General features: G+C 62.4%; 17 protein-coding genes and 1 tRNA gene. 9 read left to right on the forward strand and 9 right to left on the reverse strand.

What is annotated here, in order from left to right:
• Position 1: 1 nt before the first annotated feature.
• Both ACSQ2A_RS19145 and ACSQ2A_RS19150 read right to left on the reverse strand, forming a co-directional pair.
• Positions 2-817 (reverse strand): ion channel, encoded by an 816-nt coding sequence (locus ACSQ2A_RS19145; protein WP_436073598.1) that lies wholly within the window; start codon positions 815-817, stop codon positions 2-4.
• A gap of 25 nt (positions 818-842) precedes the next feature.
• Positions 843-1598, reverse strand: coding sequence for a FecR family protein (locus tag ACSQ2A_RS19150; protein WP_436073500.1), 756 nt, complete (start codon positions 1596-1598; stop codon positions 843-845).
• 188 nt (positions 1599-1786) lie between these two features.
• On the opposite strand from ACSQ2A_RS19150, the gene ACSQ2A_RS19155 reads away from it, so the two are divergent.
• The 4 genes from ACSQ2A_RS19155 to ACSQ2A_RS19170 all read left to right on the forward strand — a co-directional run bounded on the left by ACSQ2A_RS19155 (position 1787) and on the right by ACSQ2A_RS19170 (position 5091).
• Positions 1787-2530 carry a glycosyltransferase family 2 protein gene (locus ACSQ2A_RS19155; protein WP_436073501.1) on the forward strand — a complete coding sequence of 248 codons (744 nt, stop codon included), beginning with the start codon at positions 1787-1789 and terminating at the stop codon, positions 2528-2530.
• Between the two features lie 88 nt (positions 2531-2618).
• A complete protein-coding gene (gene fliK / locus ACSQ2A_RS19160; RefSeq protein WP_436073502.1) occupies positions 2619-4151 on the forward strand; it encodes a flagellar hook-length control protein FliK in 1533 nt (510 codons plus the stop codon).
• A complete protein-coding gene (locus tag ACSQ2A_RS19165; RefSeq protein ID WP_436073503.1) occupies positions 4148-4450 on the forward strand; it encodes an EscU/YscU/HrcU family type III secretion system export apparatus switch protein in 303 nt (100 codons plus the stop codon). The genes fliK and ACSQ2A_RS19165 overlap by 4 nt, the downstream gene beginning before the upstream one ends.
• An 80-nt stretch (positions 4451-4530) precedes the next feature.
• Positions 4531-5091 carry a DUF2076 domain-containing protein gene (locus tag ACSQ2A_RS19170; RefSeq protein ID WP_436073504.1) on the forward strand — a complete coding sequence of 187 codons (561 nt, stop codon included), beginning with the start codon at positions 4531-4533 and terminating at the stop codon, positions 5089-5091.
• Here the strand turns inward: ACSQ2A_RS19170 and ACSQ2A_RS19175 are convergent.
• Positions 5088-5558, reverse strand: coding sequence for a cell wall hydrolase (locus tag ACSQ2A_RS19175; protein ID WP_295411836.1), 471 nt, complete (start codon positions 5556-5558; stop codon positions 5088-5090). The two genes, ACSQ2A_RS19170 and ACSQ2A_RS19175, sit on opposite strands and share 4 nt — an antisense overlap.
• 92 nt (positions 5559-5650) lie before the next feature.
• Entirely contained in the window at positions 5651-5974 is a 324-nt protein-coding gene (locus tag ACSQ2A_RS19180; RefSeq protein WP_436073505.1) for a hypothetical protein, read from the reverse strand.
• A gap of 116 nt (positions 5975-6090) precedes the next feature.
• On the opposite strand from ACSQ2A_RS19180, the gene ACSQ2A_RS19185 reads away from it, so the two are divergent.
• Positions 6091-6417, forward strand: coding sequence for a hypothetical protein (locus tag ACSQ2A_RS19185; protein WP_295411838.1), 327 nt, complete (start codon positions 6091-6093; stop codon positions 6415-6417).
• Here ACSQ2A_RS19185 and ACSQ2A_RS19190 read toward each other — a convergent pair.
• Positions 6407-7015, reverse strand: a complete 609-nt coding sequence (locus tag ACSQ2A_RS19190) for a 5'-methylthioadenosine/S-adenosylhomocysteine nucleosidase (RefSeq protein ID WP_436073506.1) — start codon at positions 7013-7015, stop codon at positions 6407-6409. The genes ACSQ2A_RS19185 and ACSQ2A_RS19190 overlap by 11 nt on opposite strands.
• A gap of 179 nt (positions 7016-7194) precedes the next feature.
• Here ACSQ2A_RS19190 and ACSQ2A_RS19195 point away from each other — a divergent pair, with 179 nt between their 5' ends.
• On the forward strand, positions 7195-7425 hold the full coding sequence (locus ACSQ2A_RS19195; protein ID WP_436073507.1) for a hypothetical protein: 231 nt from the start codon (positions 7195-7197) through the stop codon (positions 7423-7425).
• Positions 7426-7492: 67 nt separating this feature from the next.
• On the opposite strand, the gene ACSQ2A_RS19200 is transcribed toward ACSQ2A_RS19195, so the two are convergent.
• The gene (locus ACSQ2A_RS19200) at positions 7493-7669 is read right to left on the reverse strand and encodes a DUF2934 domain-containing protein (RefSeq protein ID WP_436073508.1); all 177 of its coding nucleotides are present in this window, start codon (positions 7667-7669) and stop codon (positions 7493-7495) included.
• 142 nt (positions 7670-7811) lie between these two features.
• Positions 7812-7888, reverse strand: a tRNA-Arg gene (locus tag ACSQ2A_RS19205).
• A 64-nt stretch (positions 7889-7952) separates the two neighbouring features.
• Between ACSQ2A_RS19205 and ACSQ2A_RS19210 the strand changes: the two genes are divergently transcribed.
• Together ACSQ2A_RS19210 and prfB are read left to right on the forward strand one after the other, a co-directional pair.
• Positions 7953-8456 carry a peptide deformylase gene (locus ACSQ2A_RS19210; RefSeq protein WP_436073509.1) on the forward strand — a complete coding sequence of 168 codons (504 nt, stop codon included), beginning with the start codon at positions 7953-7955 and terminating at the stop codon, positions 8454-8456.
• Positions 8457-8518: 62 nt separating this feature from the next.
• A protein-coding gene (gene prfB, locus ACSQ2A_RS19215; protein ID WP_295411843.1) for a peptide chain release factor 2 occupies positions 8519-9641 on the forward strand; the annotation gives its coding sequence in 2 pieces (ribosomal slippage) (positions 8519-8587 and positions 8589-9641; 1122 coding nt in all).
• A 161-nt stretch (positions 9642-9802) separates the two neighbouring features.
• Here prfB and ACSQ2A_RS19220 read toward each other — a convergent pair.
• Together ACSQ2A_RS19220 and ACSQ2A_RS19225 are read right to left on the reverse strand one after the other, a co-directional pair.
• Positions 9803-10942, reverse strand: coding sequence for a M23 family metallopeptidase (locus ACSQ2A_RS19220; RefSeq protein WP_436073510.1), 1140 nt, complete (start codon positions 10940-10942; stop codon positions 9803-9805).
• 84 nt (positions 10943-11026) lie between these two features.
• On the reverse strand, positions 11027-11506 hold the full coding sequence (locus ACSQ2A_RS19225; protein WP_436073511.1) for a peroxiredoxin: 480 nt from the start codon (positions 11504-11506) through the stop codon (positions 11027-11029).
• A gap of 309 nt (positions 11507-11815) precedes the next feature.
• Here ACSQ2A_RS19225 and ACSQ2A_RS19230 point away from each other — a divergent pair, with 309 nt between their 5' ends.
• The gene (locus tag ACSQ2A_RS19230) at positions 11816-15196 is read left to right on the forward strand and encodes a hypothetical protein (protein ID WP_436073512.1); all 3381 of its coding nucleotides are present in this window, start codon (positions 11816-11818) and stop codon (positions 15194-15196) included.
• Positions 15197-15247 lie beyond the last annotated feature (51 nt).

The raw sequence follows: 15247 nt of genomic DNA on the forward strand, positions 1-15247 counted from the left end.
GCTAGATACTGCCTTCGTCCGGAATGTTCAGGATATGCCCGCAGGCCTTGCAGTGCACCGCGTCGGGCTCATGCTTGGCGAGGCCGCATTGGGGGCAGGGGAAATGCACCTTGGCCGGCCGGAAGATCAGCTGGGCGAGGCGCACGAAGAGCGAGATGCCCATCAGCATGACCGCGATGGAGACGAGCTTGCCGAAGGTGCCCGGCAGGGTGATGTCGCCGAAGCCGGTCGTGGTCATGGTGGTGACGGTGAAATAGAGCGCGTCGACATAGCCCGCGATGCCGGATTCCTCGCTGACGAAGGCGGTATAGACGAAGCCCGTCACCACGAAGACGAAAACCAGGAGGTTGAGAACGGCCTGGATGGTCTCCTTGTAAGCGCCGAGCCTGTGCTTGTGGAGTGGCCGCCAGATGATGGTGGATTTGCTCATCGTCCAGAGGCGCAGGATGCGCAGGAAGCCAAGGTTGAACAGCCAGGTCGGCGCCAGGAGCGTGATCAGGATGAAGATGTCGATGATGACAGGCAGTTGGCGCAGCCAGCGCAGGATATTGGTCGAGGCGAGTGCGCGGGCGACGAGTTCGATGAACACGATGGCTGCGATCGAATAGTCGATCCAGAGGAAGTAATCGCGCCCCTTCAGCAGCGGGCTGGCGATGAAAAAGGCGATGATCGCCAGGTCAACGATCAGCACCGCCGCCTGGAAGCGCAGGGCGAATGGCGCCTGGGAATGATAGAGCAGGCGCAGCCGCCTGCGCAGCCGCGCCAGCCAGCGTGGCTGGGCCGATGGATCGGTCGTTTCCGGTTTGGGTGCGCTCAGAGCCTGTTACCTTGCAATGCGACGCCTAGTTCTGGAAGCGCGTGGGAGGGGTGCGCGAAACATTTGATCCGCCGTTCGAGGGCGAGAGCGAGCCGGGCACGCCTTCTGCCGCTGGCGGTTCCGCGCATTTGCCGGCACCGCTGACGCGGAATGCGCTCAGGAGCGGGGTCTGGAAGCGGGCGTAGCGGAAAGCTGCGCTCATTTGCGGGTGGGTGGGATCGGGATGCCTGATCAAGGCGGCCACGCTGGCATCGACGGTGCCGAGATCGCAGCGGGCGATCAGTTCCTGGCATTGGCCGGAGACCGAGCAGAGCAGCACCGCGCCTTCGTAGAGCATCAGATCGGTGCGGCGGCGGCTCACATTGAAATCGAATTTGGTGCCGCGCACGGCAATGGAGGCCGTTGGCGTATTGATCGAATAGGCCGATTTCGGGCTGTGGCCTGAAATGAACCGAAAACTGCCGGCCAGCGCATTGATGGCGAATTTGTCGGCAGTATTGCCGTTGAAGAGGTAGGACTCGATCGTGAGGGCACTACCGGGGCCAACCACGAGCCGCGTCTGGTCGGAAAAGACGATCTGGACCTGTCCCGAAGGACCGGTAACCACCTGTTCGCCCAGCGAAATATCGGCTCCAACGGCAAGTATCCGGTCGGTTCCGGAGAAGCGCGCAACGGCATCTGGATCAACGCCGACAGCGCGACCTTCCGCCGAATGAGCAGCACTGGCAAACATGAGGCCGCTGCAAAAGAGAACGGCTGCATTCAAGACAAGTCGACGCATGACGTTCTCCACGCCGGAACAACTTTCAAACACGCCGGGACTTCCCGCTATAGCTCACTATAGCAATCGGCGAACCTGTTGGAAACTTAGCCATCCAGCCTGAACGGGGGCTGAAGGTTGCTCGCGCGTGCATGTCGCGCTATGAGCAGCGCCACCCAAGCGTCGGCCGACCCGGCAGAAGGAAACCAATGAAGCTGGCATTCGTCATCCCCGCCTATAACGAAGAGGCGCTGGTCGGAAAGTGCATTGAATCGGTGCTGGCCGAAATCAAGCGCTCCGGCGTGCCGGCCGAGGTGATCGTGGTCAACAACGCTTCCACCGATCGCACTGGGGAGATTGCCCGCAGCTTTGCCGGCGTGCGCGTGGTGGATGAGCCCAAGAAGGGCCTGGTCAACGCCCGCGATGCCGGCTTTGCCGCCAGCGAAGGCTATGACCTGATCGCCAATATCGATAGCGATACCATTGTGCCGGAAGGCTGGCTGACGACGGTGATGCAGGAATTCTCCAAGGATTCCAAGCTCGTCTGCCTCAGTGGCCCCTATATCTATTACGACATGGCGCCGCATAATCGGGCGCTGATCTCGGCCTTTTATGGCCTGACCTATCTCATTTACCTGCTCAACCGCTTCGTTCTGCGCGTCGGCTCGGTTGTGCAGGGCGGCAATTTCGTCTTCAAGCGCCAGGCTTGGGTAGACGTGGGCGGCTATGATCGTTCTATCGAATTCTTCGGCGAAGATACCGACGTGGCCGTGCGCCTGTCGCGCCTCGGCGGGGTCAAGTGGACCTATGCGCTCAAGATGAAGACTTCGGGCCGTCGCCTCGAAAAGGAAGGCGTGTTCCGGACCGCGGGGACCTATACGCTGAATTTCTTCTGGGTCACCTTCCGCGGCAAGCCGGCGACGATGGAATACAAAGACGTTCGCAAGGATTGATCGCCGGTTTTTCGGTAGCTCTCCACATTTTCAGGAATCACCCATAGGATCGATTCTGGCCGCATGACGCGGCCGGGACGCTCTGTGCATGACGATTGTCTCGCATTTTCCCGTTGTATCGCAGGCTGAGGCCCGTTCGATGCTGCGGGCGCTTGCATTGGCGCCGGGGCAAACGGTCGAAGGACGGGTGCTTGGCCCGGGACAGGGTGGAGCAACCCTGGTCCAGGTTGGCCGGCAGGCGATGTCGCTCACTTTGCCCAGCACTTTGCCGGTCGGTTCCTTGCTGACGCTGGGCGTGCAGCAGGGCGAAGGGCATTTGCGACTGGCGCTGATCGACAGTCGGCCACCGTCCTCCGTCGTGCCGCAGCAATCTCCTGCGACCAGCGTCGAGATTTCGCAACGCCCAGCAATCCCGCAAGGCCCGCTCACTTACGGGCCGCCCGCGGGAGTGGCTGGGGCTGCCGCAGGTGCTGCACCACTGGTGGGGGCCACAGGGCTGGCCGCAGGCATCGCCGCGCCAGTAGCTGCGTCAAGCGCTGCGCCCGCGCCATCGACGCAGGCCGGCGGTCCGATCATCGCTCCGCCTGCTGCAACGGTGCCGCCGTCGGGCCCCGCACTCCAGCGCCAGGGTGCGACACCCTATGGCATGGCCGGGCTTGGCTCCAATCCGACCGGCTCGTCGCCGACCACGGCCCCTGTGCAAGGCTCACTGCCGGGGCCTCAGGCCGCAGCCTTGGCACAGATGGTGCAACAGGCTTTGCCAGGCCAGGGCAGCATTGGCGCCCTCACCGGCCTGCTTGCGGCTTCCATTGGCCGGTCCGGCTTGCCCGAACCGGTGCTGAAGGCGGCGCGGCAAATTCTCGGCAACCAGTTGACGGCGCGAGATGGCAAGATCGATGCCGGCGCGCTGAAGTCGGCCCTGCGCAGTTCCGGCATTTTCCAAGAGGCCATGCTGGCACAGGGCTCTCCGGCAGCCGCCGGTGCCGATACCAAGTCGGGGCTGCTGGCCATGCGGCAGGGGCTCGCCCAGTGGCTCGGCAGCCAGCCACAGATCTCACAGATTTCGCAGATACCGCCGCCTCTGCGGCATGTGTTGCCGCGGGCGAAGCTGCCCGAAGTGCCACAGATGGACTTGCCAGATGACGCGGAAGATCTCGGGCGATTGCTGCTCGAGCGCACCGAAGGCGCCCTGTCGCGTCTGCGCCTGCACCAGCACGCGTCATTGCCCGAGGCGCAGCGGGGCAGCGAAAGCCAATGGAACATGGACCTGCCCATTGCGGTCGGCCAGCATCAGGCCGTGCTGCAGCTGCAAATCCACCACGATGGCGGGGGCGATGCCAATCGCCCCGAGGATCGAGGTTGGCAGGTCCGCTTCGCGGTCAATCTTCCCGACCTGGGAGAAGTCGGCGCGCAGGTCTCGCTGCGCGGACAGACGACCGGGATCATGCTCTGGGCCGATCGGGACGAAACGGCCAAGGCCTTTTCGGAGAATATCGAGGAATTGCGCGCGAGCCTTGAATCCGTCGGCCTCAGGCCCGGTGCGCTCGTCGTTCGCCACGGGGCGCCCGGCGAGGTGCATGCCCCGGCAGCGTCCGGCCACTTCGTGGATGCGACGCGATGACGGACGAGCCGAAGGTGACGCCGCTGGCCGTGGCGCTGCAATATGACAAGGCGACCGATCAGGCACCCCGCATCGTCGCCAAGGGCAGGGGAATGATTGCCGAGCAGATTCTGGCCATAGCGAGCGAAAACGACATTGTCATCGAGGCCAATCCCGTATTGGCGGAGGCGCTGAGCCATGTCGAAGTGGACGACAGCATTCCAGTGGAGCTTTACGAGGCGGTAGCTGCCGTGATCGGCTTTGTGCTGCGGCAAAGCCAGGCCAGCGGCTGGAAGCCGGACGAACCCGAGCCGCAGTGAAATCCGTGTGACCATGGCCTTGCGCCATTGCATCGCGGCGAAAGTCTTCCCATGTCCAATCGCAGACGAGGGAGACCATCATGATCAGACCCGAAGACGAACGCGCCATCGATGATCTGTTCGAGCGGCTGCACAATGTCGAGCGCAACAGCGCTCCGCGCGACGCGGACGCTGAACGCCTCATTCGCCAGCGTCTCTCCGAAAACCCGGCTGCGGCCTACTACATGGCTCAGACCGTTATCGTGCAGGAAGCGGCTTTGCGCGAAGCACAGCAGCGCATCGAGGCTGCAGAAGCGCGACAGAACCAGGGCGGATTTCTGGGCGGCATCTTTGGCAATGACCGCCCGGCGCCTACGCGCGCAGCCCAGCGCGGTCCGTGGGGCCAGAGTGCTGAAGACGGAGAGCAGTACGACCGGCGCCGGTCGACCGGTGGCGGTGGCTTCCTTGCCGGAGCCGCGCAGACGGCGCTTGGGGTAACCGGCGGGCTACTGCTCGGCAGCGTTCTTGCGGGCCTGTTCACGGGCGACGCCAATGCAGCCGAGCCCGAAGTACCGCCCGAGCCGGCACCAGAAGATCCCGGCCTCGACGATGGTGGCGGTGACTGGGGTGGTAGCGACTTCGATATTGGCGGTGACTTCTAGCGGGTTCGCTTCTCGTAAAATTCGTTGCCGCCGGCTTCGAGCACATAGAACATGTTGTCGTAGGGGAAGCGCAGGCCTGCCGTATGGAAATGCTGGGCATTCTGGACACCCGGATGGCGGGCGCCGCGCAGGACCTGATCGGCCACCTGCGAAGCCAGGACGGCACCGCTATCGGTCATCGGCTTGGTGAGTACGCCCTGAGCGAACTGGTTTTTCTGGCCGACGACGCCGCAGACAGACTTGGGATAGCGGGAGTCGGAAAGGCGGTTCATCACCACAGTGCCAACGGCGAGCATGCCATCGGAGCTGGAGCGGTTGGATTCGAAATACATGGCCCGCATCAGGCATTCCTTGTCGCTCAGCTGCGCCATGCCGAAATTGATGCCAAGGAAACTGCAGCCGGCAAGGCTGGTGGCGACAACGGCGAGAGCCGAGATTTTGAGGGCGAGGCGGGCAAGTTGAGCCACGGTGCATCTCCGGAGTGTTGCCGAGTTGCGGCTTGGTCCGAAAATGCGCCGACAGCCTTAAAGAAAACCTCAGAAGGAAGGTTAAGAGATTGCTAGCGCCTACGAGCGATGAGACTGGCCAGCAAAACAGCCGTTCCGAGCACCGCGATGATGGGCACGGGATCGCGCTGAACGGCGCGGGCGCCCTGAACCGCCTTGCGGCTGGCAACGCCCGCAAGCCAGGCGCCCTGACGGGCCGCGTCGTGGCTCCAGCCCGAGAGCGTGTCACCGAGATCGCCTGCGACATCGCCGGCATTGTGCGACAGGGTGCGGCTGATATGTCTCGTCTGGCGGCGCAGTTCGTTGATCTGGTCGGCGAGGACGTCGAGCGGATCGTGACGGCGGCGGCGGGTCGTGAACAAATCTTCAAGATGCATGGTTTACTCCCTGGTTACGGGCGCAACGCCATTCGCCGGACACAAGTTCCGTACACAATCAATGACTTCGACCCCGCGACAACGGGCCGAACGCTAGGGAGCCGGATGGTTTCGACATGAGCAAGCACGCACAACGCCTCAATCGACTGTTCGACAAGCTCGAGCGCAAGATTCCAAGCATGGCGGGCAATTGGCTGGCGCGCCTACGCCGCCCGGAAGCCCGCTGGGTGCGCATTCCGCTGGGCATCCTGCTGGTGCTCGGCGGCATTTTCAGCTTTTTGCCGGTCCTGGGCATCTGGATGTTGCCGCTCGGCCTGCTGCTGCTGGCGGTTGACCTGATTTTCCTGCAGAGCCCGGTGAACCTGGCGATCCTGCGCGGCAGCCGCTACTGGACCACCTGGCAGCGCAAGCGCAGGGACCGCAAGAATACGCCTAAGGCCTGAGGTCGATTTCTCCCGCGGTATAGGCGGATTCGACGAGGTCGACGGCCTCGGCAAGCCGCTCGTCGACGATGTGCAGATATTGCGTCCAGTCCTCGATGCGGCTGACCGTTTCCGCGCCGTCGGAAATGCCGCGCAGGCCAAGCAACGGCACGCCAAAAGCCTGGCAGGCGCGCTTGACGGCAAACGTCTCCATATCGACCATGTCTTCCGCCACGGCGTCATAGGCCGCGCCCGTCACCACATTGCCGCCTGTCGAAAGCGTGGCGGGCACGAGGCCGGCGATTGCTGGCACCAGATCAAGGGTCGGCGGCAAGTCCGTGAGGGGCGTCACGCCACGCGGAAAACCCAGGGCCGAGGCATCCATGTCGCGATAGGACACGGAGATGGCCTGATAGACCCCAAGTTGTTCCAGCCGGTTGGATCCGCCTGAGCCGAGGCAGACGACTAGCTTTGGCAGGCTGTCGCGCCGTTCCATGAGCGCTCTGGTAGTTGAAATCGCAGCCTCGACCGGGCCGATGCCGATCATGACGGGTTGGATACGGGCGGCCAGATGAGGGCCGAATTCGGCTTTTGCAGCCATGAGGTACAGAATGGTCATGCTTCAAACTAGCATGGCAGCCATACCGCTCAAGTACTGGTCGTTACCGCTTATGTAACGGAATGATGACATATTGAACCATGCTCCCGGCGTTTGGGGAGCGGGAAGGCAGGCGTATCGTGCGGTTCGCAGTCATCAATGGGTCACGGGAGTGGACGGAAGCGGTGCCCGAAAGGGTCATGTCGCGGCCTTCCGCGGACATCGAAGATGTGCAGCGGGAAGCTCGCCGCCGTCTCAAGTCGCTCAAGATCGAGGAATGGCGTGTTCGCGAATTCGTCACCGGAACACCGGTGCCCGACAATATTCGCCACCTTGCCATGCAGATCGAGTATGCCGCCCAGGCGATTGGCCGGCTTTCGCCGATCCCCGCCGACTATGCCGATGACGTCTACTGGCCACGTATCTGGTAGCCAGGCAATGCAGGAGCGGCGGTTGACCACTCCTGCGGCTATTTCCGTCCGGACAACCTGACGGCGTTCAAGCTGCGATCTTCTTGGCGCGCGGTGCTGCGCGTTTGCGCGCCGGCTTGATGGTCTTGGCTGCGTCGGCGGCAATTTCCGCCACGGCCTTGAACCAGTAGTTCTGGTCCTGGCCTTCGGGACAACCATCGGCCTCCCAGAGATGATAGGCGCGGCGCTGGATTTCGTCCTGCATGGTGCTCTCCACTTCAAGCGTAACCAGAAGCGAGCGTGATGGGTTTTGGTTAATGCCCTGTTACGCATGCGCAAGCGCTTGAGATCGCTGTAAAACTGGCAGTGCGCGGGAGAATCGCGGGCCCAATAGGGGCCGGCAGAACTGGTGATCTCGACGGGATTCGAACCCATGACCCCCGGATTAGGAATCCGGTGCTCTATCCTGCTGAGCTACGAGACCAGCCGGAATTGGACCTACCAGCCAAGGCCATAACATGCAAGATGGCCGCCCCGAGGATGCTGATTTGACTGAGACAAACCCCTTCATTTTCTATCCTGATACCAGGCTCAACGAGACGGCTTCCGCCCGGCATGTGGACGCCGGTCTGCTCGATATCGGCCGACGCCTATTGGCTGCGGCGGAGGAGGCGAGGGCCTATGGCCTTGCCGCCGTTCACATCGGCGTCGTAGCGCCGGTCGCTGTGGTGAGCCTTGGCGATCCCTCAACGCGCGACTACCGGCTGCTCTACAATCCGCGCGTGGTTTCCACCGACGGACCGCAGGAAACTGGCCCGGAAGGCTCCGTCTCCATGCCAGGCATCGAGGTCGATGTGCTGCGCGCCCACTCAGCAGTGATCGCCTTCGACGATGCGGCGGGGCAGGGGCAGGAACTCGCCCTTTCGGGCTTTCCGGCACGTGTCGCCCAGCACGAGATCGACCAGGTCAATGGCGTGTTCTTTCTCACGAAAATCTCGCGGCTGAAGCGTGAGGCAGCCATTCGGCGTTTCGCCAAGCTCGGCCGCCGCTGACGCAAAGGTTGATCCCCGGGCGTCGCTCCGCTAAACGGGGCGCACTTTCGAAAGGAACTTTAATGCGCGCGGAAATTGAAAAGGCCGTTGCCGAAATCGAGCAGGTTTTGACCCTGCTGAGGAGGCATCTTTGACTGGGATACTGCACAACTCCGTCTCGATGCGCTAACGGCGCAAACTGAATCTCCCGAATTCTGGAACGATCCGGAAAAGGCCCGCGTCACCATGCGCGAGCGCGACGAACTCGACGTTGCGGTCAAAGCCGTGCGCGAGTTTGAATCCGGCATTTCCGACAATATCGAACTGATCGAACTTGGCGAAGCCGAGGGCGATGCCGATATCGTGCGCGATGCGGAAAACGCACTGCTTGAACTCAAGCAGGCTGCCCGCCGCCAGCAGATCGAAACGCTGCTCTCCGGCGAAGTCGATTCCAACGACTGCTATGTCGAAATCCATTCCGGCGCCGGTGGCACCGAGAGCCAGGATTGGGCCAACATGCTTTTGCGCATGTACACCCGCTGGGCCGAGCGTCGTAAGTTCAAGGTCGACGTGCTGGAAATGCACGACGGCGAAGAAGCCGGCATCAAGTCCGCGACCATCCAGATCAAGGGCCACAATGCCTATGGCTGGCTCAAGACCGAAAGCGGCGTGCATCGCCTCGTCCGCATCAGCCCCTATGACTCGGCCGCGCGTCGCCACACCAGCTTTTCGAGCTGCTGGGTCTATCCGGTGGTCGATGATTCCATCGAGATCGAAATCCGCGAAGCCGACCTCAAGGTCGATACCTATCGCGCCTCGGGCGCTGGCGGCCAGCACGTGAACACCACGGACTCGGCCATCCGCATCACCCACGTGCCCTCGGGCATCATCGTGGCGTGCCAACAGGAACGCAGCCAGCACAAGAACCGCGCGACGGCCATGGCCATGCTGAAATCCCGCCTCTACGAGATGGAATTGCAGAAGCGCGAAGAAGCGGCGAACGCCCAGGCGGCCAACAAGACCGATATCGGCTGGGGCCACCAGATCCGTTCCTATGTCCTGCAGCCATATCAGATGGTGAAGGATCTGCGGACCGGCGTCGAAAGCGGCCAGCCTTCTGTCGTGCTCGATGGCGATCTCGACGAGTTCATGGAAGCCGCATTGGCCCAGCGCGTCGGCGTGGCTACGGACGTCGCGGCAGACTAAGCCAGCACGGCGCTCGCCAACACCCCCTCCCGGCCTCCCCCATCAAGGGGGAGGTGTCATATCGAGTTTGGGGCACTATCTTGCCAGACACTCAATCCCTTCACCTCCCCCTTGATGGGGGAGGCAGGGTGGGGGTGGAGCGGCAAACTCGAACGGCGAAGTTACCTGATCACCGCACCCAGCCGCTTCCCCGCGTCCAAAAACGCCTTGGGATTGATCGCCTCGTCTGACTTGCGGATTTCAAAGTGCAGATGCGGCCCAGTCGAGCGGCCGGTTGACCCCACCTTGGCGATCGGCGTGCCTGTGTTCACCGCCTGACCTTCGCGGGCCAGATAGCCGCTCAAATGCGCGTAGCGGGTGACGAGACCATTGTCGTGCGTCACTTCCACCACCATGCCATAGCCCGACTTTGTGCCCACATAGGTCACGACGCCGGCCGCAGCGCTCATCACCGTCGTGCCGCTCGGCGCAGCAAAATCCATGCCTGAGTGGAAGGCACGAGACCCCGTGAACGGGTCCTTGCGATTGCCGAAATTGGAGCTCTGCCGGAAATTGCCTGTGATCGGCATGTGAACCGGCGCAGTGTCGAGGCTTTCGCGCGCCGCCTTGTAGCGCAGCAGGGCCGACATGACAGCATTGGCGTCGTCGAGCATGGGCGTGCCGTTGAGTTCATCCGTCGCCGGCAGCAAGGGGCCACCCACGGCGTTGGCGTCTGTCTCGGGCAGGGCGAAGGGAATGCCCAGCTGGCGCATTTCCGTTGCGATTTCGTCGGCGCGCGTGGAGGCGACGGCGGCGATACCGTGCATCGCCATTTGCGTTTCACCCATCATGCGCTCAAGGCTGATGGCCGTGGCGTCGACATCGGGATTGCTTGTCATGCTGGCCAGGGACGCAGTGCTGGTGACATCACCTAGAGGCAGGTCGGCGGCGGCAATGCCAAGAGAATCAGCCTTTTCGACCAGGACCTTTACGAGCTGATGCTGCTCAAGCAGCATTTCCTGCTGCTGGGACAGTTCCTGCAATTGCAGGTTGATGTCGCCGGTCTGGGCAAAACTGCGCGAGTGCAGGCGGTCGATCTCGACGCGCATCTGCGCGATCCGGTCCTCATAGGCGCCGATCACTTCTTCGGTGCGGCCATTGAGAAGGCGGGCAATATCGGGTGAGAGGTAGAGGGCGGTGCCTGCAAAGACATTGCCGGCAAAGAGCAGGGCGAACATGCCGTAGAAAATGCCGGGATGAATACCCCGCATCGGCGGCTTGCCCTGGCGCTTGCGGTCTGCGAACCCGGCCTTGGTGACCACCTTGCTTTCCTCACGCTGCGAACACTTATGGTAAGCAGACTATGAGCGAGCGTGGTTAAGAAAATCCGAAAGTCGTCAGTGGCTTCACTTAGCCGGGTCGAGTTCCTCAAGTGCGGCAAGCATCTTGGCAGCGTGGCCCTTGATGCGTGTGGCCCTGATGACGCGCTCAACCTTGCCATCGACGCCGATGATAAAGCTGGTGCGGATCAGCCCCATGAATTCGCGGCCATAGAGCTTCTTGAGCTGCCAGAGCCCAAAGCCCTCGATGGCGAGATGGTCGGGGTCGGCGGCCAGCGGGACCTTTAGCCCATATTTGGCGCGGAATTTCTGATGGCTCGGTATCTCGTCGGGCGAAATGCCGACCAGCACGGCGCCATGCGCGGCAAATTCAGGCGAAAGGTCCGAAAACTCGATGTTTTCGTCGGTGCAGCCACCGGAATCGTCTTCCGGATAGAAGTAGATCACCACCCGCTTGCCGCGCTGGGCGGATAGGGTGAAGCTGCTGCCGTCGTCACGGGGCAGGGTGAAGTCTGGGGCAGGGTCGCCCGGTTTCAAATGCGTCATGATCGACTCGCCTTTGGAAGCAAAGCATTAGAGGGTGTCAGCGCCACAATCCAGCCGGTATCATTGGGCATTGCAGCCACGCGGGCGAATGATTCTGTGACGAATTAGCACTGCTTAAGATGTGTTGAGGTACATTTCGGGGCGAGCCAATTAACTGCGATTGCTGGCCGTCGTCATTTGAATCTCAATACACCTTCGGGTGACCTTGATCTGGATAGACGTGAGCGAGTGACAATTTCGGCAGATCAGCCCGCGCCATCACCGCCGCCTGTTGCGCCACGACGCCGGAAACGGCGAATTCTCGGCTGGGTGTTTGGCGTTCCGGCAGCCATTCTGCTGGTTCTCTATCTCGTTCTCCTCATCACCCCGATCCGCCTGCCGTTTTCAGGCGATGCGACGCGCGGCTTCGTGCAATCCATGCTGCCGCCCACATCGAAACTCGAAATGGGCGATCTGGCCATTGCCGTAGAGAATGGCTTCTGGCCGGTCGTACAGTTTTCGCCTGTTGTGCTAACCGACACGCTTTCCGGTTCGCGGATTGCCATGGAGGCGCTGGAGGTCGGCTTTTCACCGCTGCGGGCGCTGATGGGCCAGCCTGGCGCCTCGATCACCGTGGTGGGACCGCACCTGCAGCTCGTTCAGGATCTGCATGGCCCGCGCCTGGCGCGCATGGAAATTGTCGAAGACCCCGAAGGCGGCGTGCCGACGCTGCGCGTGCTGGAGGGTGAACAGGCCTATTCGCCGGTCGGTATCGGCGCCGAGGGGCTGAACCTGGGTACCGACGGCACCAAGCTGCGCTCGGACAATGACTGGCTGGTCTACAATCTCGAAGCCATGGAAGTGGCGATCGACGATTTCGTCGAAATGACGGAGCAGGGGCGCTTTTCCAAGCTCGTCGTCCGCGATGCCACCATAGACATGACCGATTCCGTCTACGGCCTTTATCGAAGGTTTGATGATGTCGAGCTTGAAGTTGGCCCCTCGGCCGATGGGCGGCAAACGACGGGTGAATTCTCGGCGAGGATCGGCGGACGCACGGTAACCGGCACCATCGACCGCGTGGTCGAGGAAGACGGCACCTCGCGGCTCAAGGTCGATGCCATCAATATCGACTTTGCCGCCATGCTGCCTTTCATCGACGATGCGACCAGCATGGCCGCGATGCGCGGCACGGGCGCACTCTCTATCGACATCGGTTTTGAGCCGGCCGGGGGTAAGCTGGTCGATGGCATATTCCGTATCGACCTGACCGGTATCGACCTGCGCATCGGCAAGGATTATTTCCCGGTCGCCAGTTCGATCATGGAGATCGCCTGGAAACCTGAGCTCGGGCAATTCCGGCTTGCCGATTCCGCCATCCAGATCGGCCAGAGCAAAGCGCGTCTTTCCGGCATTTTCGCCATGGGCCTCGACGAGACCTATGGCCCGACCATCGGCATTTCGATCCGCGCCACCGATGTGGCGCTGCACCCCAATGACATGGCCGCGCCTGAGCAGCCGTTCGACACGATGGATTTTTCCGGCTGGTCCGCGCCGCTCTATGGGGCGGTCGGCATCGACCGGTTCGTCGCCAAGAAGGGCGACGCCGTCATCGAGACGACCGGGCGCATGGATATGCTGCAGACCGGCTTTGGCGTCGACATGACCGTGGCCGGCAAAGGTGTTACGGCCGACGACGTGAAGCGCATATGGCCCTATTTCATGGGCGGGGACAGCCGCGACTGGTTTGTAGCCAATGTGACCGGCGGCCACGTGGTCGAAGGGCGGCTGGAGTTCGATTTTCCCGTCGGCACGCTGTCGATCGACGGCACCGCCAAGGCCATGCCGAAGGACGCCATGGACATCAACATCGTCGGCGACGATGTCGTTATCCGCGCGACCGAGGCGATGGACCCGATTGCTCTCGATGGCTTGACGCGCTTGCAGGTCACCGGCACCAAGACGACGATCTCTGCCGATGGCGGCAATATCGACACCGACGAAGGCACTATCGCCGTCCGGCGTCCGGCCATGATCTTCGAAACCTCCAACCCCGAAGAGAGCATTTTCGAAGTCTCGGGCAGCCTTGGCGCGCCGATCCCGGCCTTGCTGTCGCTGGCCGAGCAACTTCAACCCGAAGCGCTGGACCAGATCGAGCTGCCCGTCGACCTGACCGCCATCACCGGCAATATCGACCTTGGCCTCGTCGCCACCATCGGCCTGCCCGCGGAGGAGACGGGCAAGGAGATGGATATCGACTACGCGGCGAACGGCACCGTCACCGATTTCGCCAGCAGCGCGCCAATCCAGGACCGCACGATCGGCAACGGCCAGCTGACCTTTTCGGCAACGCAGGACAGCTACCAGCTCGGCGGCACTGCCGAAATCGACGGCATGGCGGCAGACCTCGCGGTCACAGGCACGCCGACGACCGCGCCGGTTTTCCAGCTCGGCTCAACCGTTGCGGTAGCCGATCTCGCCAAGCTCGGCTTCGATGCCTCGCAGTTCCTGTCGGGCAAGGTGCGTTTTGTGGCCGAGCCGGCCGCGGACGGGACGATGAAGATGTCCGTCGACCTCCTCGATGCGGGGCTCACGATCAAGGATCTGGGCATCAGCAAAGCGGCGGGCTCGCCGGGCAGTCTGACCGCCACCGTGAAAATGGACGGCGAGGTGACGCATCTCACCGATATCAGCCTCGGCTTCGGCGCGGTGCAACTCTCAGGCAAGATAGACTATCACGCGACCGACGGCCTCGTGCTGGCCGAGTTCGACAAGGTCGCCCTCAGTTCCGGCGACAGCGCGCAACTGAGCCTCAAACCCAATGGCAACGGCTTTGACGTGCAAATCCGCGGGGCGCAGCTTGATCTGAAACCCTTGCTCAGCCGCTTCTTCAGTCTGGGTGAAGGCAGCGGCGGGGTGCAGACCACGCAGATCAACCAGGCGATCAATCTCGACGTGCAACTCGATCGCGCCATCGGCTTTTATGCAACCACGGCATTCAACGTCGATCTGAACCTCGCCCTACGCGGGTCCGACCTCAGAAGCGCGACGGTCTCGGCGCAATTTGGCGAGGGCAATGGCCTGTCCGTCACGACCAATCCGGCACCCAACGGTCGCACGCTCTCGGTCGCGTTCAACGATGCCGGAACGCTGCTCCGTTTCGTCGGTGTCTATTCCCAGCTTGCCGGTGGCAGCGGCAGCCTGGTGCTGACCACCGATCGCAATGCCGATGCCGAGGGCGGGCGATTGCTGATGCGCAATTTTGCCATCGTCGATGAAGCCAATGTCGCGCAGATTCTCGGCAATCACTCGGATTCCCGCGCCGCCATCGCTCGCAGCAACCGGCTCGATTTCGATGCTGCCGAGGCCGACTTCATCCGCCGCAGCGATCGCGTGGAGGTGACCCGCGGCGTTCTCTCCGGCGATACGGTGGGCGGCACCATGCGCGGGTACATCTATACCAACAACCGCACCTATGACCTGACCGGCACCTATGTGCCGCTCTTTGGCCTCAACAACGCCTTCCAGCAAATCCCGCTGCTCGGGCCACTGCTCGGCGGTCGCGATGGCGAGGGGCTGGTCGGGGTCACCTTTGCGGTGCGTGGGCCGCTGGATAATCCGCAGTTCCAGATCAACCCGCTGTCGCTGCTTGTGCCTGGTGCATTCCGCGAACTGTTCGAGTTCCGCGCACGGGAATTACCGCCGGAATGAAAAAGGCGCCGCACCGGAGTGCGACGCCTTTCGTTCTTCTCGATCTTGGTG

It is taken from the genome of Devosia sp. LjRoot3 (assembly GCF_964252865.1).
Taxonomy (GTDB): domain Bacteria; phylum Pseudomonadota; class Alphaproteobacteria; order Rhizobiales; family Devosiaceae; genus Devosia.

What these genes read in the sequence shown, in the direction of transcription:
- ACSQ2A_RS19150 (WP_436073500.1), bottom strand. Translation starts at nt 1,598, where the DNA reads ATGCGTCGACTTGTCTTGAATGCAGCCGTTCTCTTTTGCAGCGGCCTC.
- ACSQ2A_RS19155 (WP_436073501.1), top strand. Translation starts at nt 1,787, where the DNA reads ATGAAGCTGGCATTCGTCATCCCCGCCTATAACGAAGAGGCGCTGGTC.
- fliK (WP_436073502.1), top strand. Translation starts at nt 2,619, where the DNA reads ATGACGATTGTCTCGCATTTTCCCGTTGTATCGCAGGCTGAGGCCCGT.
- ACSQ2A_RS19165 (WP_436073503.1), top strand. Translation starts at nt 4,148, where the DNA reads ATGACGGACGAGCCGAAGGTGACGCCGCTGGCCGTGGCGCTGCAATAT.
- ACSQ2A_RS19170 (WP_436073504.1), top strand. Translation starts at nt 4,531, where the DNA reads ATGATCAGACCCGAAGACGAACGCGCCATCGATGATCTGTTCGAGCGG.
- ACSQ2A_RS19180 (WP_436073505.1), bottom strand. Translation starts at nt 5,974, where the DNA reads ATGCATCTTGAAGATTTGTTCACGACCCGCCGCCGCCGTCACGATCCG.
- ACSQ2A_RS19185 (WP_295411838.1), top strand. Translation starts at nt 6,091, where the DNA reads ATGAGCAAGCACGCACAACGCCTCAATCGACTGTTCGACAAGCTCGAG.
- ACSQ2A_RS19190 (WP_436073506.1), bottom strand. Translation starts at nt 7,015, where the DNA reads ATGACCATTCTGTACCTCATGGCTGCAAAAGCCGAATTCGGCCCTCAT.
- ACSQ2A_RS19195 (WP_436073507.1), top strand. Translation starts at nt 7,195, where the DNA reads ATGTCGCGGCCTTCCGCGGACATCGAAGATGTGCAGCGGGAAGCTCGC.
- ACSQ2A_RS19200 (WP_436073508.1), bottom strand. Translation starts at nt 7,669, where the DNA reads ATGCAGGACGAAATCCAGCGCCGCGCCTATCATCTCTGGGAGGCCGAT.
- ACSQ2A_RS19225 (WP_436073511.1), bottom strand. Translation starts at nt 11,506, where the DNA reads ATGACGCATTTGAAACCGGGCGACCCTGCCCCAGACTTCACCCTGCCC.